At 63.3% G+C, this 22,157-nt stretch carries 35 protein-coding genes; 32 read left to right on the forward strand and 3 right to left on the reverse strand.

Annotation, left to right across the window (positions count from 1 at the left end; genetic code table 11):
* Positions 1-276: 276 nt before the first annotated feature.
* Positions 277-882, reverse strand: coding sequence for a hypothetical protein (locus tag HV773_RS07830; protein WP_175194547.1), 606 nt, complete (start codon positions 880-882; stop codon positions 277-279).
* A gap of 95 nt (positions 883-977) precedes the next feature.
* Between HV773_RS07830 and HV773_RS07835 the strand changes: the two genes are divergently transcribed.
* Positions 978-1,223, forward strand: coding sequence for a transcriptional regulator (locus HV773_RS07835; RefSeq protein WP_175194549.1), 246 nt, complete (start codon positions 978-980; stop codon positions 1,221-1,223).
* Positions 1,224-1,321: 98 nt separating this feature from the next.
* Here the strand turns inward: HV773_RS07835 and HV773_RS07840 are convergent, their stop codons facing one another.
* Positions 1,322-1,588, reverse strand: a complete 267-nt coding sequence (locus HV773_RS07840) for a hypothetical protein (protein ID WP_175194550.1) — start codon at positions 1,586-1,588, stop codon at positions 1,322-1,324.
* A gap of 91 nt (positions 1,589-1,679) precedes the next feature.
* Here HV773_RS07840 and HV773_RS07845 point away from each other — a divergent pair, with 91 nt between their 5' ends.
* From HV773_RS07845 to HV773_RS07915, 15 genes are all read left to right on the forward strand, one after another.
* Positions 1,680-2,054 (forward strand): hypothetical protein, encoded by a 375-nt coding sequence (locus HV773_RS07845; RefSeq protein WP_175194552.1) that lies wholly within the window; start codon positions 1,680-1,682, stop codon positions 2,052-2,054.
* A complete protein-coding gene (locus HV773_RS07850; RefSeq protein WP_175194554.1) occupies positions 2,055-2,435 on the forward strand; it encodes a hypothetical protein in 381 nt (126 codons plus the stop codon).
* Between the two features lie 5 nt (positions 2,436-2,440).
* Entirely contained in the window at positions 2,441-2,758 is a 318-nt protein-coding gene (locus HV773_RS07855) for a DNA-binding protein (RefSeq protein WP_175194555.1), read from the forward strand.
* Between the two features lie 55 nt (positions 2,759-2,813).
* The gene (locus HV773_RS07860) at positions 2,814-3,092 is read left to right on the forward strand and encodes a helix-turn-helix transcriptional regulator (protein ID WP_175194557.1); all 279 of its coding nucleotides are present in this window, start codon (positions 2,814-2,816) and stop codon (positions 3,090-3,092) included.
* Positions 3,079-3,660 (forward strand): hypothetical protein, encoded by a 582-nt coding sequence (locus tag HV773_RS07865; RefSeq protein ID WP_175194559.1) that lies wholly within the window; start codon positions 3,079-3,081, stop codon positions 3,658-3,660. Before HV773_RS07860 ends, HV773_RS07865 begins: the two co-directional genes overlap by 14 nt.
* Entirely contained in the window at positions 3,657-3,887 is a 231-nt protein-coding gene (locus HV773_RS07870) for a hypothetical protein (RefSeq protein WP_175194560.1), read from the forward strand. Before HV773_RS07865 ends, HV773_RS07870 begins: the two co-directional genes overlap by 4 nt.
* On the forward strand, positions 3,884-5,056 hold the full coding sequence (locus HV773_RS07875) for a hypothetical protein (protein WP_175194562.1): 1,173 nt from the start codon (positions 3,884-3,886) through the stop codon (positions 5,054-5,056). The genes HV773_RS07870 and HV773_RS07875 overlap by 4 nt, the downstream gene beginning before the upstream one ends.
* Positions 5,057-5,130: 74 nt before the next feature.
* A complete protein-coding gene (locus HV773_RS07880) occupies positions 5,131-5,355 on the forward strand; it encodes a hypothetical protein (RefSeq protein ID WP_175194563.1) in 225 nt (74 codons plus the stop codon).
* On the forward strand, positions 5,352-6,119 hold the full coding sequence (locus HV773_RS36790) for a hypothetical protein (protein ID WP_246282236.1): 768 nt from the start codon (positions 5,352-5,354) through the stop codon (positions 6,117-6,119). The genes HV773_RS07880 and HV773_RS36790 overlap by 4 nt, the downstream gene beginning before the upstream one ends.
* A 69-nt stretch (positions 6,120-6,188) precedes the next feature.
* Positions 6,189-6,563, forward strand: coding sequence for a phage capsid protein (locus tag HV773_RS07890; RefSeq protein WP_175194565.1), 375 nt, complete (start codon positions 6,189-6,191; stop codon positions 6,561-6,563).
* Positions 6,560-7,213, forward strand: coding sequence for a hypothetical protein (locus HV773_RS07895; protein ID WP_175194567.1), 654 nt, complete (start codon positions 6,560-6,562; stop codon positions 7,211-7,213). The genes HV773_RS07890 and HV773_RS07895 overlap by 4 nt, the downstream gene beginning before the upstream one ends.
* Positions 7,214-7,227: 14 nt before the next feature.
* On the forward strand, positions 7,228-7,653 hold the full coding sequence (locus HV773_RS07900; protein WP_175194813.1) for a nuclease domain-containing protein: 426 nt from the start codon (positions 7,228-7,230) through the stop codon (positions 7,651-7,653).
* Entirely contained in the window at positions 7,650-7,967 is a 318-nt protein-coding gene (locus tag HV773_RS07905; RefSeq protein ID WP_175194569.1) for a hypothetical protein, read from the forward strand. The genes HV773_RS07900 and HV773_RS07905 overlap by 4 nt, the downstream gene beginning before the upstream one ends.
* Complete coding sequence (locus HV773_RS07910) at positions 7,964-8,167, forward strand: hypothetical protein (RefSeq protein ID WP_175194571.1); 204 nt, start codon at positions 7,964-7,966, stop codon at positions 8,165-8,167. The genes HV773_RS07905 and HV773_RS07910 overlap by 4 nt, the downstream gene beginning before the upstream one ends.
* Positions 8,164-8,862, forward strand: a complete 699-nt coding sequence (locus HV773_RS07915) for a DNA-binding protein (RefSeq protein WP_175194572.1) — start codon at positions 8,164-8,166, stop codon at positions 8,860-8,862. Before HV773_RS07910 ends, HV773_RS07915 begins: the two co-directional genes overlap by 4 nt.
* A 123-nt stretch (positions 8,863-8,985) precedes the next feature.
* Here HV773_RS07915 and HV773_RS07920 read toward each other — a convergent pair whose 3' ends face one another.
* A complete protein-coding gene (locus HV773_RS07920) occupies positions 8,986-9,180 on the reverse strand; it encodes a hypothetical protein (RefSeq protein ID WP_175194574.1) in 195 nt (64 codons plus the stop codon).
* A gap of 134 nt (positions 9,181-9,314) precedes the next feature.
* Between HV773_RS07920 and HV773_RS07925 the strand changes: the two genes are divergently transcribed.
* From HV773_RS07925 to HV773_RS08000, 16 genes are all read left to right on the forward strand, one after another.
* On the forward strand, positions 9,315-9,566 hold the full coding sequence (locus tag HV773_RS07925; protein ID WP_175194576.1) for a hypothetical protein: 252 nt from the start codon (positions 9,315-9,317) through the stop codon (positions 9,564-9,566).
* Complete coding sequence (locus HV773_RS07930) at positions 9,554-10,261, forward strand: hypothetical protein (protein ID WP_175194577.1); 708 nt, start codon at positions 9,554-9,556, stop codon at positions 10,259-10,261. Before HV773_RS07925 ends, HV773_RS07930 begins: the two co-directional genes overlap by 13 nt.
* A 217-nt stretch (positions 10,262-10,478) precedes the next feature.
* Positions 10,479-11,126 carry a hypothetical protein gene (locus HV773_RS07935; protein WP_175194579.1) on the forward strand — a complete coding sequence of 216 codons (648 nt, stop codon included), beginning with the start codon at positions 10,479-10,481 and terminating at the stop codon, positions 11,124-11,126.
* The gene (locus HV773_RS07940; RefSeq protein ID WP_175194580.1) at positions 11,119-13,230 is read left to right on the forward strand and encodes a phage terminase large subunit family protein; all 2,112 of its coding nucleotides are present in this window, start codon (positions 11,119-11,121) and stop codon (positions 13,228-13,230) included. The genes HV773_RS07935 and HV773_RS07940 overlap by 8 nt, the downstream gene beginning before the upstream one ends.
* Before the next feature lie 40 nt (positions 13,231-13,270).
* Complete coding sequence (gene gpW, locus HV773_RS07945; RefSeq protein ID WP_246282238.1) at positions 13,271-13,504, forward strand: gpW family protein; 234 nt, start codon at positions 13,271-13,273, stop codon at positions 13,502-13,504.
* A gap of 1 nt (position 13,505) precedes the next feature.
* Entirely contained in the window at positions 13,506-15,158 is a 1,653-nt protein-coding gene (locus tag HV773_RS07950; protein ID WP_175194583.1) for a phage portal protein, read from the forward strand.
* A 35-nt stretch (positions 15,159-15,193) separates the two neighbouring features.
* Complete coding sequence (locus tag HV773_RS07955; RefSeq protein ID WP_246282239.1) at positions 15,194-16,039, forward strand: S49 family peptidase; 846 nt, start codon at positions 15,194-15,196, stop codon at positions 16,037-16,039.
* A 26-nt stretch (positions 16,040-16,065) separates the two neighbouring features.
* Complete coding sequence (locus HV773_RS07960) at positions 16,066-16,746, forward strand: hypothetical protein (RefSeq protein ID WP_175194587.1); 681 nt, start codon at positions 16,066-16,068, stop codon at positions 16,744-16,746.
* Positions 16,747-16,801: 55 nt separating this feature from the next.
* Positions 16,802-17,476 (forward strand): head decoration protein, encoded by a 675-nt coding sequence (locus HV773_RS07965; protein ID WP_175194589.1) that lies wholly within the window; start codon positions 16,802-16,804, stop codon positions 17,474-17,476.
* Positions 17,477-17,561: 85 nt separating this feature from the next.
* Positions 17,562-18,593: a major capsid protein gene (locus HV773_RS07970; RefSeq protein ID WP_175194592.1), complete on the forward strand. Its 1,032-nt coding sequence runs from the start codon at positions 17,562-17,564 to the stop codon at positions 18,591-18,593.
* 2 nt (positions 18,594-18,595) lie between these two features.
* Positions 18,596-18,928 (forward strand): head-tail joining protein, encoded by a 333-nt coding sequence (locus HV773_RS07975; protein ID WP_175194594.1) that lies wholly within the window; start codon positions 18,596-18,598, stop codon positions 18,926-18,928.
* Positions 18,925-19,482 (forward strand): ATP-binding protein, encoded by a 558-nt coding sequence (locus HV773_RS07980; RefSeq protein ID WP_175194596.1) that lies wholly within the window; start codon positions 18,925-18,927, stop codon positions 19,480-19,482. The genes HV773_RS07975 and HV773_RS07980 overlap by 4 nt, the downstream gene beginning before the upstream one ends.
* Before the next feature lie 29 nt (positions 19,483-19,511).
* Positions 19,512-19,766 carry a DUF2635 domain-containing protein gene (locus HV773_RS07985; protein ID WP_175194598.1) on the forward strand — a complete coding sequence of 85 codons (255 nt, stop codon included), beginning with the start codon at positions 19,512-19,514 and terminating at the stop codon, positions 19,764-19,766.
* A gap of 78 nt (positions 19,767-19,844) precedes the next feature.
* Positions 19,845-21,356 (forward strand): phage tail sheath subtilisin-like domain-containing protein, encoded by a 1,512-nt coding sequence (locus HV773_RS07990; RefSeq protein ID WP_175194600.1) that lies wholly within the window; start codon positions 19,845-19,847, stop codon positions 21,354-21,356.
* Positions 21,357-21,419: 63 nt separating this feature from the next.
* A complete protein-coding gene (locus HV773_RS07995; protein WP_175194601.1) occupies positions 21,420-21,803 on the forward strand; it encodes a phage tail tube protein in 384 nt (127 codons plus the stop codon).
* A 2-nt stretch (positions 21,804-21,805) separates the two neighbouring features.
* On the forward strand, positions 21,806-22,147 hold the full coding sequence (locus tag HV773_RS08000) for a phage tail assembly protein (RefSeq protein WP_175194602.1): 342 nt from the start codon (positions 21,806-21,808) through the stop codon (positions 22,145-22,147).
* The last annotated feature ends 10 nt before the right edge of the window (positions 22,148-22,157 follow it).

Consider the following 22,157-nt stretch of genomic DNA (forward strand, 5'->3'; position numbering starts at 1 on the left):
AACGGATAGGGCGAAAACTGCTGCCAGCCCGAATGTGTGAAGGTACCGGGTGCCTGTTCTTTTCATATCGAAGCGACGTCCATGAGCTCGTTCATAAGGGCAAGAAGCCCTCGGATAAGACGCGGCGCGTCAGCGGCGTTGACGTCGACCATGCCGTACTCAATTTCGTCCTGAGGTGTGATTTTGCTATAGACCGAGGGCTGCGGGGGACGCTGCCGTCTGCCGGCCGTGTATGGGAGCACACATCGACGACGGAAGTCGACCTTGATTACATTGTTAGCCCGACCCTTCCCGCTTGTTCTGTCCACCCGACTGCCCCGCGACGGTCTCGGCCAGAACCTTCTTTCTGGTGTGTCGCTGCGGGGACGGTGCGCGGGTCTCGAGCCGAAGTACGCCCATTAGGAGATCGAGTTTCTCCTCGGACAATCGACCCTCTCTCTCAGCGTGCGCGAGCTCGTTCCTGAATGCGGCAAGCTTCTGGCTAAAGGGTGTATTTAAATCCGTGCTGAGTTGTTTGCCACTAGGGGAAGTATCGACTTCATAATCCTTCACCGCTGCCGTTAACGCCCCAACCGCAGCTTTCTTTTCTTCGGGCGTCGTCGCAAGACCCATGTCAATGAATGGCTTCATCAGCCGCGGGCTGATGACTTCGGGCTTGGCATCGATCTGCGAGCAAATAGCGACGAGGGCCTTGAGGTTGAGCGGAATGATGCCCCTCAAATATTGACCCATCAGGCCCTGCGATCCGAGTTTGCTTGCGCTACCGAGCCATGCCTGTGTGACGCCCTTGTGGACTGCCTTGTAGTCGCGATATGCGGCCTCCAGCCGAATGGCTTCGGCTTGCTCCTCGCTCGTCAGTGGACGCTTTTCTACGGTTGCCATGGCGCGATTTTAATTAGCTGCGTTAATTTCCGTGCAACAAGGCAATTAGAAGGTTTGCGCTTTACTAATAAAAGAAGCTGTTCTAATATTCGCGCATGGATCTTCGAACCTACCTCACCAAGGTCAAGCACCGGCAGCGCGAGTTCGCTGACTCCCTCGGCGTTACGCAGGGGCTGATCAGCCAATGGGCGCGCGGCAAGGCGCTCCCGCCTCCTAACCGGTGCGTTGCCATCGAGCGCCTCACTCACGGAGAGGTGACGCGCAAAGAGCTTCGGCCGGTGGATTGGGCCGAATACTGGCCCGAGCTTGAGCACACCGCGCAGCACGAGGAGGGCGTCTGAGATGGCGACGCGAGTTCCGAAGCCGTATCCCGAAGAGCCGGCGCCGACGATCTTTCGGGCCGACTGTTTAAACGCAGTGCACGCCGATGTTCGTGCCGTTATTGAATCGAGTTCCGTTCGACCTGCGTGGTGGAGGTTCGAATGGCTTCGGCGATTGCGTAGAGGTGTTTCGAGATGGATTCGGGGCTGATTACCTCTGGCGGCATAGCTCGCGCGGTGGCTTCGAGCTGCCCAGCGATGTCGCTGCGATCGATCAAGCCCTTCGCGTGCAGTGCGTTGACCAGGACGACAAATGCCATGCGCTGGGCGGTAATGGGCGCGGCGAGTGTTTCGCCCATCTGGGCGATCAGATTGTCGAGATCCATGGGGATTCCTCCTCGTGAAGAAGCGGTTGGTGTGGGAACCACCGATTCTAAACGGGGCGTGAATCCCCACCCATTCGCCAGGAGTGCGTAGATGAAATCGCAACTGTTCTCCGGACTTCTCGCACCGCTGGCTGAAATCGTGCTCGGCTGGTATTGGCTGGCGGGTGGCCACGACGTCGCTGGCCGCCTGCTGACGTTCTATTGGTGGCTGACCGTCGCAGTGCTTTTCGGCTTCTCGTTCCTGGTCGTCATTGTGCGCATGGTGCTGGATCGCGCGTGGCCCACGCTGGCGCCCAGTTCGCGCGCGAGCCGCTTGTGGATGCGCTCGCTGTTCTTCGCACGCGTGATCGCGCAGGTGGCAATCGGCTGCACGACGCTTGCGGTCCTGTCGCTGTCGGCGTGGCTGTTTTGCCGTCTCGCGTTGCTGATCGCTTTCGACGGCGAGACGAAGGGCGCGGAGACGTGAATGGCTGATCGCACGCTGCGCGAGATCCTCGCCGACATCGTCGATGCTGGGCACCGATACCCGGCATTGCATGCGCAGATCTTCCATTGCCTGTTCGAAGGCGAGCAGCTGCGCCGCGGTCTGTTTCGCTACGAGTGCGGTACAGCGCCGCATCGGGCCGGCGACGGCATGCAAGTGACGGTGCTGGTGACGAAGGTCTGGCCGACCGAATGGCTGCTGCAGCTCGCGCATGCGCTTGGCCGCGGCGTGGTGCCCGAAATGGTGCTGGCGCCGGCGGATGAGTTTGATGGACATGAAATCTCGCATACGCGTGAGGAACATGAAGCGACTGTACCTGGCGATGCGTTCATGCGCATTCCTGAATATTTGAATCCGGAGTAACCCTGATGAATGCCGTTGCACAGACGGTCCCACTGATGCCTGCGCGCACGCCGCTCGTTGAAAAGCTGCTGCGTGAGGCGATCGCGGACCCGAAAAAGAAGCAGGCGATCCTCGACGCGACGGGCTGGGACCCATCGATGCCGTCGAAGATCCTCTCCAATTCCGCGGGCGTGACGCTCGAGCATTTCAACGCGCTTTTCTACGCGCTTGGGCTCGTGGTAACGACTGTCGGGTATATGGACTATCTCGCTGAGGGCAACGTGATCGGAAGCAATTGCCGCTGCGCGCGCATGAACATGGGCGCATGCGGCGCGGCCGCGTAGGCACAGATTCAGCCGTATTCCACGATCGTTGTCTAAATGCGCGGGGTCGCATCGCATGTCGTTTCATCTTTCGAATCTCGCCTGGGAAATCGAGCTTCGCGGACCGCAGAAGCTCGTTTTTCTGTGTCTGTCGCATCTGAGCCTGCAGAGCACGCGCGAGTGCAGCGTGACAATTGCGCGGCTGATGGTGCTGTGCGGAATGTCGTCGAGCGGCGTTCGCCAGCAACTGGCCACGCTCGTCTCGCTCGGGCTCGTCGAGGAGCTGCGCGACGGCCGCGTCGTGCATTACCGCGTCAATCTCGGCGCGCCGAGAGCGTGCGATGGCGAAGCCTGAGAACGTCTCCTGCGGCGCGCGGGCCCGCGCGCCGCAATTCAATGCCGGCCTCATCGAGGCCGCAATCCGGCGCCATGTTGATCACCGCGCAAATACGCTCATCCCCGAAGCATCGGTTCGCTACGGCCTCGGCTCGGCGCGCGGCGAGTACCGCGCTGACTTCGTCATGGTCACGCGCGCGGGCTATGCCACGGAGCTCGAAGTGAAGATCTCGCTGGCGGACTGGCGCAAGGATCTGTCGAAGCCGAAGTGGGTGGGCATGCCCGCCTGGATCACGCGGTTCGTCTACGTCGTGCCCGAGCGGCTCGGCATTCCCGAGTGGGTGCCCGAGCGTGCCGGCGTCTGGCATGTGCGTCCCCAGCCGCCGCGCTACGCGTCGTGGGAAGGTCCAACGCGGCCGGATGACTTCGAGATTGTCGTGGCCCGCGCGCCGCACGTCCTCGGCCGCGAGAAGCTGCCGGCGGCCGTGCTCGGTACGTGGCACAAAAACCTCTACTACCGCTACTGGGAGCAGCGCATGGACGCGCAGCGCCGGATTGCGCGGCACGTTCGTGAGGGCGTCGCGTGATCGATCAGATCGTTATCGGCGCGCTCGGCGCGGCCGCAGCCTACCTTTCGCAGGACCGTCTCGATGGCCGCCGGCGCTATGCGTGCCTTTGTGGGCTTGCTGCGCAACCGTTCTGGTTCTATGCATCGTGGACCGCCGGACAGTGGGGGATATTCGCGCTTTCGATCGTCTACACGCTTGCGTGGGCACGCGGGCTCGTGACGCATTGGCTCTGGAGGCGCTCATGAGGGCAGCTGACGTTCTCCGCGAGCTCGGCCGTCCGATCGCGTATTACCCCTTCCTGAGCCGCTATCTGGGCGGCGTCAATGCGTCCGTGCTCTTCTGCCAGATCTTCTACTGGCAGGACAAGGCGACGAGCGAGCTGGGCGTGCACAAGACGGTCGAGGAGCTCGAGGAGGAGACCGGGCTCAGCTATGAAGAGCAGCGCGCCGCGCGCGCGAAGCTGCGCGCCTGCGGCGTGCTGATCGAGACCGCGAAGCGCATCGAGCATCGCACCTACTTCCGCATCGACGAGGACGCGCTTGAGCGGTTGCTTGAATCTCCGGCACCCGAAAGAGCACCTCGTAAAAGTCCATCTCCCCGAGTGGGAAAATCCCATCTCCCGAGATGGGAAAAGTCCATTTCGGGAGATGGTAAAAGTCCACCTCACGAAATGGACAAACCCGAGCTCGCGAGCGAGGAAAAACCTATGCCGCGGGATGGGGAAAACCACGCCCGCGGGAACGGAAATTCCCATCCCGTTAACGGTACAGAGACTACAGCAGAGATTACTTCAGAGACTACAGCAGCAGCAGCGCGCGAGGGGCCATCTGTGGATAACTCTGCTGCCGCTGCTGCTGATGAGCAAAAAGCCGGAACGACCCCACTCGATGCTGAAGCCCAGCTGACCGATCTGCTGATCGGCCTCGAAGCCGAGCGCGGCAAGCGCCTCGTGGTCGACCGAAGCCGCGATCGCCTGCACATCGTGACATGGGTTGGTCGAGCGGTGACGCACGCTGAGCTGCGCGAGGCGCACAAGTGCGCCGTCGCGGCGCGGGATCGCGACGACGACTCCAGGGCGCTGAACGTCGGCTTCGTCGCACGGTTCGTCGACGAGGTGCTGGCGGCCCGCCAGCGCGAGGCTGGCGGCGCTTCCGACAGCGGACCCGGCAACGCAGCCGCGCCGGCTTCGGATTGGTGGCTGAGCGATTCAGGGACCGGCGCGCAGGGCAAACGCGTGCGTGTTGACCGCCGGCCGAACGAGTCCACCCCCGAATACCTCGTACGCGTGGCGAAGGCATCCGGCCGTGGCCCTTGGATCGATCACGTCCTGAAGAGCTGGCAGGGCAGCACGCGCTACCAGCAGATCATCGATTTCCTCGGCGCCGAGCTTCTTCCCTCGGACTTCTACGCATGATCAACGTCATCGACATCGACGAGCTCCGCGTGCAGCTCCAACTGCGCCATCTTTCTTTCGGCGGGGTTTAGACCATGAAGGCAACGGTCAACGCTCGCGGGATGCTCATCGTCGAGCCGGAGAACGAGCTCGAAGCATACGCGCTAGGCAAATGGTCGGCCGCAAACCTTACCGACCGGTTTTGCGCCTCGAAGCCGGACCTGAAGTTGATCGTGAATTGCGAGCAATGGCCCGATGCCATCGAGCCCGTGACGGTGGGTGTCATTCCGTGGCTTTCCCGCGGAGCTCAGAAGCCGTGAGCAAGCGAACCATACACATGTACCCGAGCGTTATCGCCGCGCGCGGCGCAGGGCGCAAGCGCATTCGGAAACAGATCGCCGACGCGGCGCGCGAGCTGGCGGACGAGAGCCCCGCGGCGCTCGGAAAGCCAATGCAGACGCTGCTTTCCACTTCCGTGCTTGCATCGCGCGCAGCTGGCCTGATGTCTCGCGAAGAAGCGTGGGGCGCGTTGGGCGCGCCTGCCGGCCATTGCTCACGCGTCGACGCGATGCGCGCGAAAGAGGTCGAGATCGCAACGCGCCCGCTCGCCGGGGCGATGGCGTTGCCCGCGCAGCTCGTGGCGTCTCAATGGCACGAAGCCAATTATCGATTCAGCGTTTCAGCCGTCGCGGCTGACGCGCAGAAGATCTCACCAGCCGCAGCTGGTGATCAACCACCCCTGGAGCAACGAATGACTACGATGCGAGCGAAATTGCAGGTTCAAGGTGTGTCCGATATCAACACGTGCGGCCCAAACTGGACGCCGGATAACCAGGATCTCGTGAAGAGTGGCGAGCGCCTCAACTTCATGGCTGTAGGCCTCGGCCGAGCATACAACGAGGACGGCTCTGGCGACGAAGACAACACCTATTCCCGCTGGTCGCCGCAAGCGAACTTCGATCTCGTGTGCATGAATCCGGCGTTGTTCGGCCAGTTCAAGGTCGGCGACAAATTCTACGTCGACTTCACGCGTGCCGACGTTGCAGCGGGAGTGCAGGAAGGCGCCGACGCCACGCAGGGCTGACGCCGCTCAATTCGATTTAGCCGGCCGCGCGCCGGCGAGTACTCAAAGGCTCATGAACGAGGATTGGCAATGCACATCAGCAAAAGGGACGTGCCCGACGCCGCTGGCGCAACTGACGCGGCGCCGACGCACATGCCCGCGCGCCGCGGGCACGGCATGGTCTTGAAAGACTCGGAAATCGATTATCGCGATCTCACCGAGTTCGGGCGCATCACGATCGAGCGCTCCGGGTTCGACGTCTACATCACCGTCGACGGCTTCAGGTTTGAGGACGTGACAACGGGCCGCCAGCAGGTTGCGAAGGCGTTCGCGTGGGGCCGCGACATGCTGGCGGCAAAACTCGAGGCTTTGCGTCTCGTGCCGGGTGGCGGCGTGGTGGCCGTCAGCGGGATAACGCAGGACGACCTCGATATCGAACGCCTCGCGCGCCGGGAGGCATCGTGAGGCAATTCTGGACGAGCGAGGAAGACGACGTGCTGCGAGACGTGGCGCGCCGCGGGGTAGGGCTGATCGGCGAGATGCATCGTCTTCCCGGGCGCACGCACTCAGCTGCACGCCAGCACGCTTGGGCGGCTCTCAAGCTGAAGCTTGGCGGTCGGGTATGGACCGATGACGAGCGCGAGACTCTGCGCCGCATCTACGCCTCGGACGAATCAGTTAAGCACGCTGTCGGCCGGCTGCTCCCGGGCCGCACATACTCTATGGCCAAGCAGGAGGCCGTGCGCCTCGATATCGCGAGCGGCAAAGTGCGGCGTGTGTATGGCTATTCGCTGATCTTCTATCGCGCGGAACGCCTGTTGGCGGACGGCCGCAAGGTGAGTGTCAAGCAGCTGGCGGCTGAGCTCGGTTCGTCCATCAGCGCCACGAAACGCGCGCTGAAGAGGCAGCACGGCGTTCGGACCCGCGTCGGAGATTACGGGCGTCTCTCGAACGGCCACTGGGAGGACCTGTGGATGCTCGGTAGCGGGCCTGATGCGCCGCGTCCGCCCCGCAGGACGGCGGCGCAGGTATGCCGCCTCAAGCGCGCCCGCGCGAAGGTGCGCGAGGGCCGCATAGATCCGTTCGCAACCCTCCGCCAGCAGATCGCAGCATGAAGCGCGGCGCGCCGATGAAGCGGACCGGCTTCAAACGCAAATCCGGTTCGCCGTTCAGCAGCTTGGCGAATCGCGGCACGGCGCTGCGGCGCGCGGCCATGAAACGGCGCATGCACAAACCGACGGTCGAAGAGGGCGCGCTCTATCTGGCGGCATGCCGAGGCGAGCCATGCTACCTGCTCATCCCCGGCGTGTGCCGCCTCGATCCGCATGACAAGACGGTCGTGCCGTGCCATTCGAACCTGCTCGAGCACGGCGGCGGAATGGGTCTCAAGGCGCACCACCAATTCACTTTCCCGGGCTGCGATGTATGCCATTTCTGGCTCGATCAATCCCGGATTCCAACGAAACAGCAGCGCCGCGCCGCGACGCACGCCGCGCTCGCGCGCTGGCGGCCGGTGCGCGCGCGAAAGATGGCGGCGGTGGAGGGTGCGCAATGACCGTTGTGCTAACGACAGAAGTGCCGACGATGGTGCCGATCCAGTATCGCGGCCGCGTTTCGTATCAGCCAGGCTTCGCCGAGCATGTCGCGCGCGTGCGCGTCGTCAGGCGTATCCGACTCCCGGACGGCTCGCTGGATCGTGAGCGCGCCGAGGTCGAGGTTTATGTGCCAGAGGATCGTCGCGCCGGTATCGAAGCGCCGCGCGATGCTTGGGTGACGCCCGAGTATCTGCGCTGCCATGCGCTTCGAAGCAAGAACAAGAAGAGCCTGCGCGACTTCTTCGAATCTGACGTGATGGAGCTGGCGGTTTGAACCGCCAGCCTGCGCGCGCGCTGCGCACGGATCTCGAAAGTGCATTGCGCGAGGCCTCACGCGCCGTGCGCGCGGGGCATCCCGAAGATCCGGTGACGATCTCGGCGTCCGCGCTCTGGCTGCTGAACGAGACGCTGCACGCACAGAGCGAACGAATCGAGCAACTGAAAAACATGCAACTCAAAAAGGCCAACCGATGAGCGAGACCACCGAAACACTATTCCGTACGCCTCAAGACGCTCTCGTGTTCGCGTTCAATTATTCGATGCAGACCCGCGATCGCTCCGCTATGGACCGGCTCGCTGCGCCGTCGCCGCGCACGGGGAAAGGCCTAAGCGGGAATGACGGAGCCGGACAGGCCGGCATGATCCGTCGCGAGCTGCAGCAACTGACGGATCTTGAGCGCGCGGTGCTCGTCGCGCGCTTTGCGCCAAAGGCGTGGCCATGCACGTGCGGCCATGCATGCTGTTCTGGCTACACGCCGAACCCTGAATATCAGGAGGCAATCACCCTGCTGACGCAAAAGGTGATGCCCTCGCTCGCAGGGCGTCTCGTTCACTATCAGCTACGGCGTGGGCTGATCGAGAAGGCGGCGGGCAGGAAAGTCGAAATCAAAGCACTCGCGCTTATCTGCGAGGTGTCGGAGAAGACCGCGGGCGAGCATTGGCAGATCATCAAACTATGGTTTCAAGGGCAGCCGAAGCGTAAAGCGAAGCCTTCGAAGCGGCGGCGCGCAGCAGCTGGGACTGCAACCGCAGATATCGCCGACGAAGCGCACCTACACGACGAGGCGATCGATGCGCCTGCGATTGAGAGTGCCGTTGACGGCGTGGATTCGAAGGCGCGGAAACGTGCCGATGAGCTGCTTTCGACGCTCCCTTTTATTCGTCCGTGACGGATTTTCTTGACGCCTTCCATTTTCGACAGTAAATTACGCCTCAATCTGACACTGTGAATAAGTGTCTCCAAAGCCCGCACGGTTGCCGCCGCGCGGGCTTTTTCGTTTCTGGCGTCCGAATTACGGATGCAGCGCCTTAGCAGCTTGATGCCCGCGCTGCTCGATTTCGCCAAGCGTCAGCGCATCGAGATGCTCGTGCTCAGCGACGGTGATGCGCACGTGAACGGACTGACCCGTTTCATCGGCGATCCCGACCTGCAGTGTTTGTGGTTTGCCGTTGCGATTGATATTGAGACTGCTGAGTTTCATGCTCATTTGTTTCTCCTTTTTACGGTGTAGCCGCAGCGTGTGGATGCTCGCGGAAAAGCTATATGGCGGTGCCAATCGTCATATCAACACAGGCGTAAACCCTGGCCATCGGCGCGCGCGCTCTTCATCTGGATGACACGATGAACAAACCGAAGTCAAAGGGCGTCGCGCCCATGATCGCGCGCCCGCGTCTCGGCGAGAGCGTCATCGTGCGCGCGCCATATTTCGGCAAACCGACTGTAGCGATCGTGATTGCCGACTATGGTGACGACACCGATGACATTGCCGTGCAGGCGTTTCCGTTAGGTCGCGATTCGCTGCAGATTCCTGCCATTCCATTTTTCGATACGGAGCCGGATGCAAGCGTTCGGTCGGCGGCATGGCCGGCCTGATGACGATCCGGGTCACGTCGAATGCACGTGACCTCGCGCGCGGGCTGAACGACTTCATCCAGAAGCAAGTTCCGTTCGCTATCGCGCAGGGCATCAACCGTACCGCGCAGCGCGTGGCCGATGTCGAGCGCGAAAATCTCGCAGACACGCTTACGAATCCATCGCCGTTCACGCGCAATGCGGTCGGCGTGCAGCGCGCGAAGAAGGGCGCGCCTACGGCGGTGGTCTACATGAAGGACATCACAGCCAGCTATCTGGAGCCGTTCGAGACCGGCGGCGTCCACAAGCTCAATAGCCGTGCGCTGCTTAACCCGAAAAACATCCGCCTCAACCAGTACGGCCAGCTGCCGCGCAACACGCTCGCGGCGCTCAAGGAGCGACCGGACGTATTCATCGGCGCAGTGAAGACCGCATCAGGCGAAACGATCAACGGTGTGTGGCAGAGACCCACAGATACGAAGCGAGTCTCGCTGCTCAACGCGCGCGGCAAGCGACTCGGGAAGGTGAACAAGCTCGACACGGAGCAGAACGGTGGGCGCGGCAAGCTGAAGTTGCTCATCCGCTTCGGCGAAGCGCTCCCGGTGAAGAAACGTCTCGATTGGGGCGCGCGGGCGCGCAGGACAGTCGATCAATGGATCAACCGCGACCTCGAGGCGGCGCTGTCCGCGGCCCTGAAGACCGCACGCCGGGCCTGAAAGGAAGGTCACCCGGTGGATGGTGACCGGCGTGCCAAGGGGCCCCCAAACCTTACAGGGTCCTTCCGGTAGAGCCCTAAGACGCGGGCATTGCGCGCGCCTGTTTTTCCCGTTCCTTTGAGCGAAAAAAAGTCGTTACACGTTACACGCTATGGTGGCATCCAATGCGGCTCAAAGGCGCGCCGCGCCTAGTGATACGGGTGTAACGCAACATGGCGTGAAAGCGCGAGGAAAGGCGAAGAACGTTACACAGGAACGCGTTACACCGATCGGCACCGACGGCGTCATCGGCAAAGCTGCGCTTGCTGACGCGCTCGGCTGGACGCGCCCGAAGCTCGACCGTCGACTGGACAGCGACGAATCATTTCCGATCGCGAAGCGCGGCACGCGCGCCGGCGGCTGGGAGTTCGATCTGGCCGCGGTGAAGGCGTATCTCGCGGGAGCCGCGAGCGCAGCGCGAACTCGCGCGCCGGCGCAAACCGCGGCGGCCGCACCTGATGCGAACCCTTACCCGGGCGCGAAATACACGGTGCTGCGACCGAGCGCCGTACCGCCGCCCGGCGTCGAGCCGGTCGTCCATAGCGGCGAGCAGACCGCGCGGCAGCGCCGCGACATGGTCCAGGCCGAGATCCTCGAGGACAAGCTGCGACGCGATCGCGGCGAGCTCGTGCAGGTCGAGGTGATGCGCCAGGTGATCACGAAGATGCTGGTGCACCTCGGCAAGGGCATGGACAGGCTTGCCGACCAGGTCGTCGAGAAGCTAGGGCTGCCCGAAGAAAGCTCGGACACGATCCGTGAGCTGACCGACGATCTCCGGACCACGATGGTCGACGAGCTCAAGGTGCTGCTGGGCCCCGATGCTTGAGAACGCATACGCAGACGCGTACCAAGTGGTACGCGAGGCGCTCGCCGCGCTCGTGCCGCCGGCGCGCGAGACTGTCGCACAGTATGCGTCACTCAATCGCCGGCTGACGAACCAGGGCGGCGGTTACGTCGGGCGCTGGCACCATGAGAAGGCGCCATACCTCGTTGCGCCGATGGAAACGCTCACGCGGCTCGACTACCTGACGACGGTGGTCGTAGGCCCGGGCCAGTCGGGCAAGACGGAGATCGCGCAGAACTGGATGCTGAAGTCGGTGGCCAACGACCCGGGCGACTTCCTCTGGTACATGCAGACCGACCCGGGCCTGGAAGCCTTCGTCAAAAGCCGGATCAATACGCAGATCGATGGCCACCCGGAGATGGCCATGCGCCTCGGCTCGAAGCCCATCGACGATTCGCTGCACTTCAAACGCTTCGACGGCATGCGTGTCGAGTTCCTGTCGGCGAACGAGAACAACCTGATCAACAAGTCGGCGCCGCGGATCGTCGCCGACGAGGTCGACGCATATCCGGAAGGCCTCGGCGATATCAAGGCGCTGCTCGATGTGCGGCGCCAGACGTTCGGGCGGCAGTCAATGCTGCTCGCGATGAGCCACCCGGACCGCGCCCGCGGCCTGAATCCGGAGCGCGACTGGACCGCCGGTGTCATGGCGCTGTACGGCGACAGTGATCGCCGCGTCTGGTACTGGCCGTGCCCGCACTGCGGTGCCTGGTCGAGCCCGGTGCCGATCGCCGCGCGCTTCATGCCGCTGCATTACGAGGAGGGCTGGAGCCTCGATGAGATCGAAGAAAAGGCGAGGCTCGTCTGTCCGGTCAATGGCTGCCTGATCGAGGACCGTGACCGCCGGGCGATGAACCTCGCAGCATACCGGTCACCGTTTGGCGGATGGGTGGGCGATGGTCAGGAGATCTCGCAGGAGGGAGTCATCAGCGGCGAGCTAGTCGCACGCAAGTCGGCCGGCTTCTGGATTGTCGGCGCGATGTCGCCGTTCATCCTGGGCGGCATCGGCGGCCTCGCACGTGCAAAAGCGAAGGCCGAACGCGAGCTCGAGGTCGACGGCGACGACAAAACACTGAAGCAGGTCGTCGTCAAGCAATGGGGTTTCCTGTACTCGCCGAAGCGCGGCGTTGGCTCGATCGATGCGAATGTGCTGGCGGAACGCGCGGAAGGCGATCTCAGGCTCGGGTTTGTACCGGACGGCGTGCGGTTTATTACCGGCGGGTGTGACGCCAACGGCGGGCGCTTCGAATGGCTCATGCGCGGCTGGGGTGTGAACGGCGAAAGCTGGGTGATCGACAAGGGCCGCGTTAACGGCGATCCGGCGACGTCGCCCGATGACTGGGACCTCTTGCTCGAGGTGATCCAGCGCACGTATCCGCTTGCAGATGGCAGCGGCCGACGCATGCCGGTCCGCGCGTTCGGCTTCGATAGCGGCGGCGAGGCTGGCGTCACGCAGCAGGCTTATGCGGCGTGGCGCCGCTGGCGGAAGCTGGACGGCGTCGTGCGTTTGATCGGCAAGATTTCGGGCCGCGACGCGTGGACCGTGCTCCCCACGAAGGGCGCGAGTGCGCTCACTGCGCAGCGGCTGTTAGTGACGTATCCGGACACCGCTCGGAAATCGAACCGCGCGGCCGCCGGCGGCACGGTTCCAGTCGCGCAGTTCAACCCGAACCTGTTCAAGGATGACCTCGCCGGACAGTTGCAGAAGGCTGACCTCGGCGACTGGTACGTGCATTTTCCGCACGGGCTGCGGTCTCCCGAAGAACCTCATGTCTGGTTCGAGCAGCTGACGTCCGAGACCCGGCAGAAGAACGGCCGCTGGGAAAAGCTCGTGCGCGGCCGCCGAAACGAAGCGCTCGATCTGATGGTGCTGACGCACATGGTTGCTCACCTTCACGGGCTCTCGCAGATCGACTGGAAGAGGCCGCCGTCATGGGCGGCCGCGTGGGATACGAACTCATCGCTCATCAGTACGACGGTGACGCCGACTCCGAAACCTGCGCAAAACGCAGCGTCGTCGGGGGTGCTAGTCGACGACGGCCCGAAGCCGAATAACCCGAAATCAGCTGTCCACCGTTTCCGCTAACCCTATGGCCACATCCGATATCAGTTCGCCGTATTACGGAATGACCGACGCGCAGCTGACGGCCGCCCTCACCAGCGCACAGCAGGCTTACATCCAGCTGCGTATGGGCTCGAAAGTGGTCACGGTGTCATACGCACAGGGCGGGGGATCGCGCAGCGCGACGTTTCAGCAAACCGATATGGCGAACCTGCGCATGCTCATCGCAGAACTGCAGCAGGCGCTCAACCCTGGCGTGTGCATCCGGCGCCGCCGTCCGATGAAGCCACTCTTCTGATATGGGCAACGAACTTTCGATCGTCGACGCCCAAGGCAACCCGATGCGGCGCCAGCGCGCTGAGTATCCGAACGGGATGCCGCTGACAAGCGGCGTGGGCCGCTGGTTCTTCCCGTATCAGGCGGCAGACTGGCAGACGCAGGAGATGGGCAACTGGTTGCCCTGGATCCGTTCGCCGGACGCCGAGATCACGCAGTTCCGCGATCGCATGGTTGCGCGCTCGCGCGACCAGGTGCGCAACGATGGCCGCTCGAGTGGAGCGATCACGCGCATCCTCGACAACACCGTTGGCGCGTCGCTGCGACTATCTGCAATGCCCGATTACCGCGCGCTGCGTCTGATCAGTGGCGCGGCATTCGATATCCAGTGGGCGAAGGAGTTCGCGAGCGCAGTCGAAGCCCGCTGGCGCCTCTTCTCGAATGACCTGAACCACTATAACGACGTATCGAGGCAACTGACCGTCTCGCAGCAGTTGCGCCTCGCGCTGCGACATAAGCTCATCGATGGCGAAGATCTCGTCGTGAACCACTGGAAGCCGGAGCGTATTGGGCGCGGCGCCGCGCAATACGCGACGTGCTATCTGGTCGTGGACCCGGATCGTCTTTCGAATCCCATGCAGATGGTCGACACCAGGCATCTGCGAGGCGGCGTCGAGATTGACGACGACGGCGTGCCTGTCGCGTATCACATTCGGAAGGCCCATCAGAACGACTGGTATAACGCCGTCGAGTCGATGGAGTGGGAACGCGTGATCGCCGAGGATGACGACGGATGGCGGCGCGTGATCCATGACTACGAGCGCGATCGCGCGGGTCAGAACCGGGGTATCGGCGTGTTTGTTCCGGTGCTCGCGCACGCGAAGATGCTCGCCCGCTACTACGGCATCGAGCTTCAAGCCGCGGCGCTCGCCGCGTCTATCGGCACGTATGTCACGAGCCCGTACGATCCGTCGGAGGTGCAGGATGCGATCGCTGGGGATCAGGAGCTCAAGTTCTACCAAAGCCTGCGCAAGGAATGGAATGACGAGCGGCCGGCGATGTTCAACGGCGTGCGCGTGCCGGCGCTGGCCCCGGGCGAAGAAATCAAGGCGGTGAGTTCCGACCACCCGCACAACGGCTTTACCGAGTTCGTGCATGAGATGCAGGGGTGCGTGGCCTCGGCGCTCGGCGTGTCTCAGGAGCAGGTCACCCAGGACTGGACTCGCACGACTTACTCGAGCGCACGTTCGGGTTTACTCGAAAGCTGGAAGACGCTCGTCCGCCGGCGTCTGGAGTTCTCGGCGGGGACCGCGACACCCATGTATGCGGTCTGGCTGCGCGAGTCGATGGAGAACGGAGAACTGCCACTGCCCTCCGGCGCGCCGGATTTCATCGAGGCGGCGACCGCCTATGCCGGTTGCTCGTGGCTGGGCCCGGCGCGCGGATGGGTGGATCCCGTGAAAGAGCCGCAGGGCTCGATCCTCAAGATGGATGCCGCGCTCACGACGCTCAAGCAGGAGGCTGCAGAACAGGGCTCTGACTGGGAAGAGCTGCTCGACCAGCGCCAGATCGAAATCGCCGAGTTCAAACGCCGCAACATTCCGCTTCCCGAATGGGGGGGCGCGGAGATGGCGACGCGCACGGATGAACCACCTGAAGAGCCGAAGGCAGCATGACCAATTTTCCTCATCTCGCGACGCGTCTCTTCAATGTGCCGATCGCGATCCTGCCGCACAAGGCAGAGATCGTTATGGCTGCGCTCGCCGACCGCTTCGGCATCGCACAGCTATTCCGCGAGGATGGCACGGCGCTCGCGCTGGCTGACGGCGGCGCGCGCGCATTCCTCGGGGAGTTCGACGACGGTGAGCCGGCCCGGTATCGGCCGTATGACGTCGCGGAGGGCGTCGCGCGAATCCCCGTCGAGGGGACGCTCGTGCACAAGCTCGGCACGCTCCATCCGTTCTCGGGCATGACGGGGTACGACGGCATCCGCGCGCTGCTTAGCATGGCGCTCGGCGACGACGAGGTGCGGGCGATCATGCTGGACATCGACTCACCGGGCGGTGAGGTTGCGGGATGTTTCGATCTCTGCGATGCGATCTATGGGGCGCGCGGCCGTAAGCCAATCTGGTCGGTCCTCACGGAGAGCGCATACTCGGCCGCCTATGCGATCGCGAGCGCCACCGACCGGATCATTGTGCCGCGCACCGGCGGCACGGGCAGCGTCGGCGTCATCTGTATGCACGTCGACATGTCACAGGCGCTTTCGCGCGCCGGCATCGATGTCACGCTCATTCAGTACGGCGCGCGCAAGGCCGACGGCAACGAGTTCAATCCACTGTCGAAGGACGCGCTGCGACGTTTCCAGGCAGACGTAGATGCGATGGGCGAAATTTTCGTCCGGACCGTTGCGCGTAATCGTGATCTCAAAACGGCCGCCGTGCGCGACACGGAAGCCGGCACCTTTCTCGGCGCCGATGGCGTCGACATTGGCTTCGCGGATGCCGTCATGGCACCTGACGAGGCCTTCGCGTCCCTGCTCGAAGAGCTGGGCTGATTCATCCCACCATCAGGGTAAATCTAATGAGCAACACGTTACGCAACCTCATGGCACGAGGTGGGTTGAGCTTCGCCCATCTCGGCCGTGGCGCCCGCTCCGAAGACGAGCGTCCGGGCGATGACGACGACAGCGGCAAGGGCAAGAAGGGCAAGCGCGCCGCGGATGAAGATGACGAACAGCAGGACCGCGACGACGGCGACAGCAAGCGCGGAAAGCGTGCCGAAGGCGGCGATTCGGACGATGACGATGAGGACGATCCGGACAACGACGTCGACGACGAAGACGAGCCGAACGACGACAGCGGCAAAGGCAAGCGCGGCAAGAAGGGTAAGCGAGCGGCCGACGACGAGGACGACGAGCGCGCGGAAGACGATGACGACGACGAGGAGGAGATGCGAGGCCAAAGCTCGGCAGCGCGCGCCCGTCGACGCGAACGTGCGCGCTGCGCCGCGATCTTCGCAAGCAAGGGTGCAGGGCGAAATCCGGAGCTCGCCTGCAACCTGGCCTTCGAGACAACGATGACGCGCAGCCAGGTGATCTCCGTGCTCAACAAGACGCGGGGATCCGCAGGTGGCACGCAAACGCGACGCAATCCGAATCTCGGTTCCGGTGACGCTCCGCGCATGTCGCAGGAGCAAGCCGTCGAAGCGAGCTGGGACTCCGCGTTCCAGAAGGCCGGGGCGAAGCCGCGCCGCGCCCGCTAAACCAGACGCCAGCGCACGCGCAGGCACTGTCCATTCTTCCCCCAAGGATTGAATCATGACCAATCCCCCCGTCCTCACCCAGACGCCGCTGATCGAGCAATGGCACGCCGGCGGATTCCTCGTTTCGGAGGCCCGCGGCCACCGTGCGCGCGACGTCGGTACCATCGGCGGCGCGACGAAGGTATATCCCGGCACCGTGCTAGGTCTTCAGACCGGTGGTGTGGCCGCTGCGTGGCCGGGCAACGCCGAGCAGGTGAATAACAACACCGGTAACGGCACGATCGCCATGGCCGGCACGCCGGTTGTTGCAGGGGCTCAACTCGGCATGTATTCGGCGATCGCGAGCGATGCAACGCACTTCGCTGTGAGCGATCCCTACGGCAATTCGCTCGGGACTGCCACCGCGGGTTCCGCGTTCAGCAACCAAATCGCGCTCACGATTACCGCCGGTGCGACGCCATTCGTCGCGGGTGACGAGTTCTCGATCCAGGTCGAGGCGATCAACGGCGTTTTCGTGCCGCTCAACCCATCTGCCAGCGACGGTTCGCAGTCCGCCGCGGGCATTGCGTTCGGTTTCACCGACGCGACGCTGAACGATGTGCCCGGCACGGTCGTGACGCGCGAATGTGAGGTTAACGGATCCGAGCTCATCTGGCCGAGCGGCGCGACGGCCGCGCAGATCGCAACGGCGACTGCGCAGCTCACTGCTCTGGGCATCATCACGCGCTGACTCCGCCGCGGCACACAGCCTTCTCCTCCCAACTTCGAGTCCTTATGGCCGCGCAAGCGGTCATTATTTTTTTCGGAGCCAAATAATGGCCAGCTTGGACGTATTCCATCAGGATCCTTTCACGACCATCCAGCTCACTGCGGCGGTCGACAAGTATCCGTTTCAGCCGACGGGTCTCGGCGATCTCGATATCTTCGAGCCGGATCCGATCCGGACGACGGCGCTGGCCGTCGAGCAGCGTCAGGGCAAGCTCATCATCGTGCCGACGTCGCCGCGCGGCGCCGAGGGCGTCCAGCGCACGACCGAAAAGCGCCAGGCCCGCTACTTCGATGTGCCGCGCCTGATGCACAGCGACACGATCTATGCGAATGAGATCCAGAACATCCGCGCCTTTGGTACGGAGTCGGAGCTCATGCAGGTGCAGGTGGAGGTTGCGCGCCGCATGAATGGACCGACCGGCATCCTGCGTAACATCGAATACACGTGGGAATTCCACCGGCTGGCGGCCGTGCAGGGGTTGCTGCTCGATGCCGACGGCAGCGTGCTTTTCGACTGGTTCGATCAGTTCGGAATCACTCCGGCCGCCCCGTGGCAGTTCAATCTCGCGGCGAACACGGAGTACTCGCTGCGTCCGCTCATCAACAAGATCCGCCGGACGATGGCGCGTAAGGCGCAGGGCTCATTCCTGCCCACGACGCGCGTCTACGCGCTGTGCGGCGATGAGTTCTACGATGCGTTCGTGAACCATCAGGACGTGATCCGCACGTTCATGAACTGGTCGGCGGCGGCGGACCTCCGCGATGATCGGCAGGGCGGCGCGTTCGATGTCTTCCCGTTCGCCGGTATCAACTGGCTGAACTATCGCGGTTCGGATGACAACGAAACCATCAAGGTACCGGACACGACCGTGAAGTTTTTCCCGGTCGGCGCGCCTGGTATCTTCCGCTGCGCATATGCGCCGGGTGAATCGTTCGAATGGGTGAACACTCCGGGCAAGCCGCAATATGTGATCCCGATCTTCGATCGCGACCGCAACAGCTGGTGGAAGATGGAGGCCTACAGTTATCCGTTGCACATATGTACTCGCCCGGAAGTCCTGCAGGAAGGGACGGCCTGACCGTGATCGACTTCGATGGCACGCTCAACGCCGCGATCAGTTCGACGTTGGGTGATGAAAAGGCCGTCATCTTTCTCCCGAAAGCCGGCGGCAGCTTCGCGGGACTACTCGGCGTTTTCACGCTGATCACCGACCACATCTTCGATGACGCCGGTGAATCGCAGGCCAACGTCACAGTGGCCACGCTCGGCGTGCAGGTCTCGCAGTTCAGCGCCATGGGCGCGCCGGAACCCATCCAGAGCGATGTCATGCAAGTTGGGGGTGTCGCCTACGTGGTAAAGGACGTGGCGATCGACGGCCTCGGCTGGGCATATATGGATCTGGGCAAGCAATGACAACGTCGAGCAATCTCCGCGAGCTCGCGGTGCAGGGGCTCACCATAGCGGGAGCAACGGCAGCCGGATCGAACGTGTATTCGCCACGCACGTGGGCAACGTGGGACGGAAAGTATCCGATGCTGATCGTCCAGACACCGGATGAGAATGGCCAGGGATGGGGGCCGCATGGGCCGCCGGCATTCACCGTGACGACGACGCTGCGCGTGACGGCGCGTGCGCAGGCGTCCGCGCTGGCCAATGACGCGGCTGCCGCTGCAGTCGAAGAGCAGCTCGAAACGCTGCGTGAGCAGGTCAAGGGGGCGCTCATCAACTATCCGCCGATCATGGGCCTGCTGCAGCAGTTCCCGGCCTTCCGCTCGACGATCAGCGTGCCGCGCGACGGCCAGTCTCCGATCGGTGAGCTGGTGCTGGATCTGGAGATGGAGCACGTGCAGGGGCCAGAGGACTTCTATCAGCCGCCGGCCGTGCCGCTCCAGGGTATCGATCTGACCATCGAGATGCCGGACGGCACAACCGAACCAGGCCTCACGATCAACCTCCCGCAATCCTGAGCGGCGCACACGCGTCACTGGAGCTCTCCATGTTTGTGAAACCCGCGCCGGGCGTGCTGCTTCGCGACCCGGTTACGAAGCAATTGCTTTCCTCGTCGCCCGTCGAGGGCGTGAAGACCACCGTTGTGCCGGACGAAGGCATGCAGGTGGACGACTTCGACATGTTCTGGCGCCGGCGCCTGCGCGACGGAGATGCCGTGCGGGCAATCAGCCCGAAAACGGCGCCGAGCGCACCGGCCGCGCCGGCTGTGGCCGTCCCGGCGACCGAGAAGACATCGAGCTAACTGTCCACAATCCACCAATGAGACCCCGCCCAGGCGGGGTTTTTGTTTGGGGCGCCACCTCGCCACCGGAGCTAACGAATGGGCGACATTTCCTTTCCCAACATCCCGCAGAACCTGCGGGTACCCCTCTTTTATGCGGACATCGATCCGAGTAACGCGAATACCGGCCAGCAGACCCAGCGCGCGCTCATCGTCGGCCAGATCCTGTCGTCGGGAACCGGTACCCCGGGCGTCCCGCAGATTTGCCAGGGTGTGAGCGACGCAAAGGCCGTCGGCGGCCGCGGCTCGATGCTTGCACTGATGACTGAGGCCTATCGCGCGCGCGATTCGTTCGGCGAGGTCTGGTATCTGCCGCTCGCCGACGGCGCGTCTTCCGTCGCCGCGTCGGGCAGCCTGAATTTCACGAGCGCGCCGACCGCGATGGGCGTGCTCTCGCTGTACATCGCTGGCCAGCTTGTTTCGCTCGTCGTTACCCCGGCGATGACAGCCGCGCAGATCGCGACCGCGCTTGTTGCGCAGATCGGCACGCTCCCCGACCTGCCAGTGACTGCCGCGGTCGACGCGACGACGACCACCAAGGTCGATATCACGGCGAAGAACAAGGGCCTCGCTGGCAACGACATCGATCTCCAGCTCAATTATGGAGGCACGCAGGCAGGCGAATCCACGCCGACTGGTCTCGCAGTGACGATCACGGCGATGGCCGGCGGCCTGGTCGCACCGGACGTTGCAGACGCGCTCGCAAACCTGGGCGACCAGACTTTCGATTTCATCGCGTTCGCGTATACGGACAGCGCGTCGCTGGACGCGATGAAGTCCTTCCTGAGCACTTCGACGGGACGCTGGAGCTGGAGCCAGCAACTCTATGGCGGCGCATATACCGCCTATCGAGGCACGCTTGGCGCGCTCACTACGTTTGGCGTGACGCGCAACGACGAGCACATGTCGATCCTCGGATTCAACGGCTCGCCGACCCCGAGCTGGGTGATTGCGGCGGACATCACTGCCGCCGTGGCTGTGTCGGCGCGCGCAGACCCCGCGCAGCCCCTTCAGACGGTGACGCTTGCGACGATGCAGGCGCCTCCGCTCGCGATGCGCTTTGCGCTGACCGATCGCAATACGCTGCTGTACGACGGCATCAGCACATTCTCGGTAGCAGACGACGGCACGTGCGCACTCGAGAATCTGATCACGACCTACCAGAAGAACTCGTTCGGTGACGCCGACGACAGCTATCTGGAAGTCGAGACAATGAACACGCTGACCTATGTTCTGCGGCAGCTCAAATCCGTTGTCACGACGAAGTACGCGCGCAAGAAGCTGGCCGCGAACGGCACGCGAGTCGTGCCGGGCACGAACGTCGTGACACCAGCGATGATCCGGGCCGACCTCGTCGCGCAGTACCAGACGATGGAAGAGAACGGCTATGTGCAGGGCAGCGCGGTGTTCGCGCAGGGGCTCATTGTGCAGCAGAACTCGCAGAACCCCAACCGCGTCGACGTGCTCTATCCGGCGATTTTGATCGACCAGTTGCGGATCTTCGCGCTGCTGATGCAGTTCTCGAACATCGTCCCGACCACCTCGAGCTGATCGACCGACAGCGATCCCTGATGCGCCGCACTGCGGCGCGTTTCCATTTTCTGGAGACATGTAATGGCTTCTCCCACTGGACTGCTCGCCGGCACCGCGTCGCTCTCGATCGACGGTACGACGTACATGATCACAGCCGATTTCAAGTACAAGCCCGCGAGTCGGAAGCGCGAAACCCTCGCGGGGATGGATAGCGTGCATGGCTACAAGGAAACCCCTTCGGCGCCGTTCATCTCGTTCAACCTGCGCGATTGGGGTGGCCTGACCGTCGCGTCGATCAACCTGATGACGGACGTCACGGTCGTCGCGCAACTGGCCAATGGCAAGACGATCATCGGTCGCGACATGTGGACCGTCGAAGAGCAGGAAGTCGATTCCAACGACGCGAAGTTCGACGTGCGCCTGGAGGGGCCCGAAGGCTGCGTCACCGAAACCACCACGAGCTGAACATGGACGATACGAAAATCATCAACCTCAAAAAGCCCATCACACTGAAGGGCGATACGAAGACCTACGAAACGGTCACACTGCGCGAGCCGGAAGTCGATGAGCTCGATCGCAGCGCGCAGGTTCAGGGCTCGCAGTACGCCGCAAATGCGGCCCTCATCGCAATGGTGTCCGGCATTCCGCTGCCGGTCATTCGCAAGATGGTGAAGACCGACTACGAGGAGGCGGTGACATTCCTCTCGGGTTTTACCTGGACGCCCCCGCAGTCTGGCGAGACCTCGGGGACCGACGCGCAGACGTCACTTACTTCTTCCGCTGGGGACCAGACGACGCTGGCAAGCTGAAGCTGCGCCG

Source organism: Paraburkholderia caffeinitolerans, assembly GCF_902859945.1.
Classification (GTDB): Bacteria; Pseudomonadota; Gammaproteobacteria; order Burkholderiales; family Burkholderiaceae; genus Paraburkholderia; species Paraburkholderia caffeinitolerans.

Excerpts from the sequence above, each read along its gene's own strand:
- HV773_RS07830 (WP_175194547.1), bottom strand. The coding sequence starts at position 882 with ATGGCAACCGTAGAAAAGCGTCCACTGACGAGCGAGGAGCAAGCCGAA.
- HV773_RS07835 (WP_175194549.1), top strand. The coding sequence starts at position 978 with ATGGATCTTCGAACCTACCTCACCAAGGTCAAGCACCGGCAGCGCGAG.
- HV773_RS07840 (WP_175194550.1), bottom strand. The coding sequence starts at position 1,588 with ATGGATCTCGACAATCTGATCGCCCAGATGGGCGAAACACTCGCCGCG.
- HV773_RS07845 (WP_175194552.1), top strand. The coding sequence starts at position 1,680 with ATGAAATCGCAACTGTTCTCCGGACTTCTCGCACCGCTGGCTGAAATC.
- HV773_RS07850 (WP_175194554.1), top strand. The coding sequence starts at position 2,055 with ATGGCTGATCGCACGCTGCGCGAGATCCTCGCCGACATCGTCGATGCT.
- HV773_RS07855 (WP_175194555.1), top strand. The coding sequence starts at position 2,441 with ATGAATGCCGTTGCACAGACGGTCCCACTGATGCCTGCGCGCACGCCG.
- HV773_RS07860 (WP_175194557.1), top strand. The coding sequence starts at position 2,814 with ATGTCGTTTCATCTTTCGAATCTCGCCTGGGAAATCGAGCTTCGCGGA.
- HV773_RS07865 (WP_175194559.1), top strand. The coding sequence starts at position 3,079 with ATGGCGAAGCCTGAGAACGTCTCCTGCGGCGCGCGGGCCCGCGCGCCG.
- HV773_RS07875 (WP_175194562.1), top strand. The coding sequence starts at position 3,884 with ATGAGGGCAGCTGACGTTCTCCGCGAGCTCGGCCGTCCGATCGCGTAT.
- HV773_RS07880 (WP_175194563.1), top strand. The coding sequence starts at position 5,131 with ATGAAGGCAACGGTCAACGCTCGCGGGATGCTCATCGTCGAGCCGGAG.
- HV773_RS07890 (WP_175194565.1), top strand. The coding sequence starts at position 6,189 with ATGCACATCAGCAAAAGGGACGTGCCCGACGCCGCTGGCGCAACTGAC.
- HV773_RS07900 (WP_175194813.1), top strand. The coding sequence starts at position 7,228 with ATGAAGCGGACCGGCTTCAAACGCAAATCCGGTTCGCCGTTCAGCAGC.
- HV773_RS07905 (WP_175194569.1), top strand. The coding sequence starts at position 7,650 with ATGACCGTTGTGCTAACGACAGAAGTGCCGACGATGGTGCCGATCCAG.
- HV773_RS07915 (WP_175194572.1), top strand. The coding sequence starts at position 8,164 with ATGAGCGAGACCACCGAAACACTATTCCGTACGCCTCAAGACGCTCTC.
- HV773_RS07920 (WP_175194574.1), bottom strand. The coding sequence starts at position 9,180 with ATGAGCATGAAACTCAGCAGTCTCAATATCAATCGCAACGGCAAACCA.
- HV773_RS07925 (WP_175194576.1), top strand. The coding sequence starts at position 9,315 with ATGAACAAACCGAAGTCAAAGGGCGTCGCGCCCATGATCGCGCGCCCG.
- HV773_RS07930 (WP_175194577.1), top strand. The coding sequence starts at position 9,554 with ATGGCCGGCCTGATGACGATCCGGGTCACGTCGAATGCACGTGACCTC.
- HV773_RS07940 (WP_175194580.1), top strand. The coding sequence starts at position 11,119 with ATGCTTGAGAACGCATACGCAGACGCGTACCAAGTGGTACGCGAGGCG.
- gpW (WP_246282238.1), top strand. The coding sequence starts at position 13,271 with ATGACCGACGCGCAGCTGACGGCCGCCCTCACCAGCGCACAGCAGGCT.
- HV773_RS07950 (WP_175194583.1), top strand. The coding sequence starts at position 13,506 with ATGGGCAACGAACTTTCGATCGTCGACGCCCAAGGCAACCCGATGCGG.
- HV773_RS07960 (WP_175194587.1), top strand. The coding sequence starts at position 16,066 with ATGAGCAACACGTTACGCAACCTCATGGCACGAGGTGGGTTGAGCTTC.
- HV773_RS07965 (WP_175194589.1), top strand. The coding sequence starts at position 16,802 with ATGACCAATCCCCCCGTCCTCACCCAGACGCCGCTGATCGAGCAATGG.
- HV773_RS07970 (WP_175194592.1), top strand. The coding sequence starts at position 17,562 with ATGGCCAGCTTGGACGTATTCCATCAGGATCCTTTCACGACCATCCAG.
- HV773_RS07980 (WP_175194596.1), top strand. The coding sequence starts at position 18,925 with ATGACAACGTCGAGCAATCTCCGCGAGCTCGCGGTGCAGGGGCTCACC.
- HV773_RS07985 (WP_175194598.1), top strand. The coding sequence starts at position 19,512 with ATGTTTGTGAAACCCGCGCCGGGCGTGCTGCTTCGCGACCCGGTTACG.
- HV773_RS07990 (WP_175194600.1), top strand. The coding sequence starts at position 19,845 with ATGGGCGACATTTCCTTTCCCAACATCCCGCAGAACCTGCGGGTACCC.
- HV773_RS07995 (WP_175194601.1), top strand. The coding sequence starts at position 21,420 with ATGGCTTCTCCCACTGGACTGCTCGCCGGCACCGCGTCGCTCTCGATC.
- HV773_RS08000 (WP_175194602.1), top strand. The coding sequence starts at position 21,806 with ATGGACGATACGAAAATCATCAACCTCAAAAAGCCCATCACACTGAAG.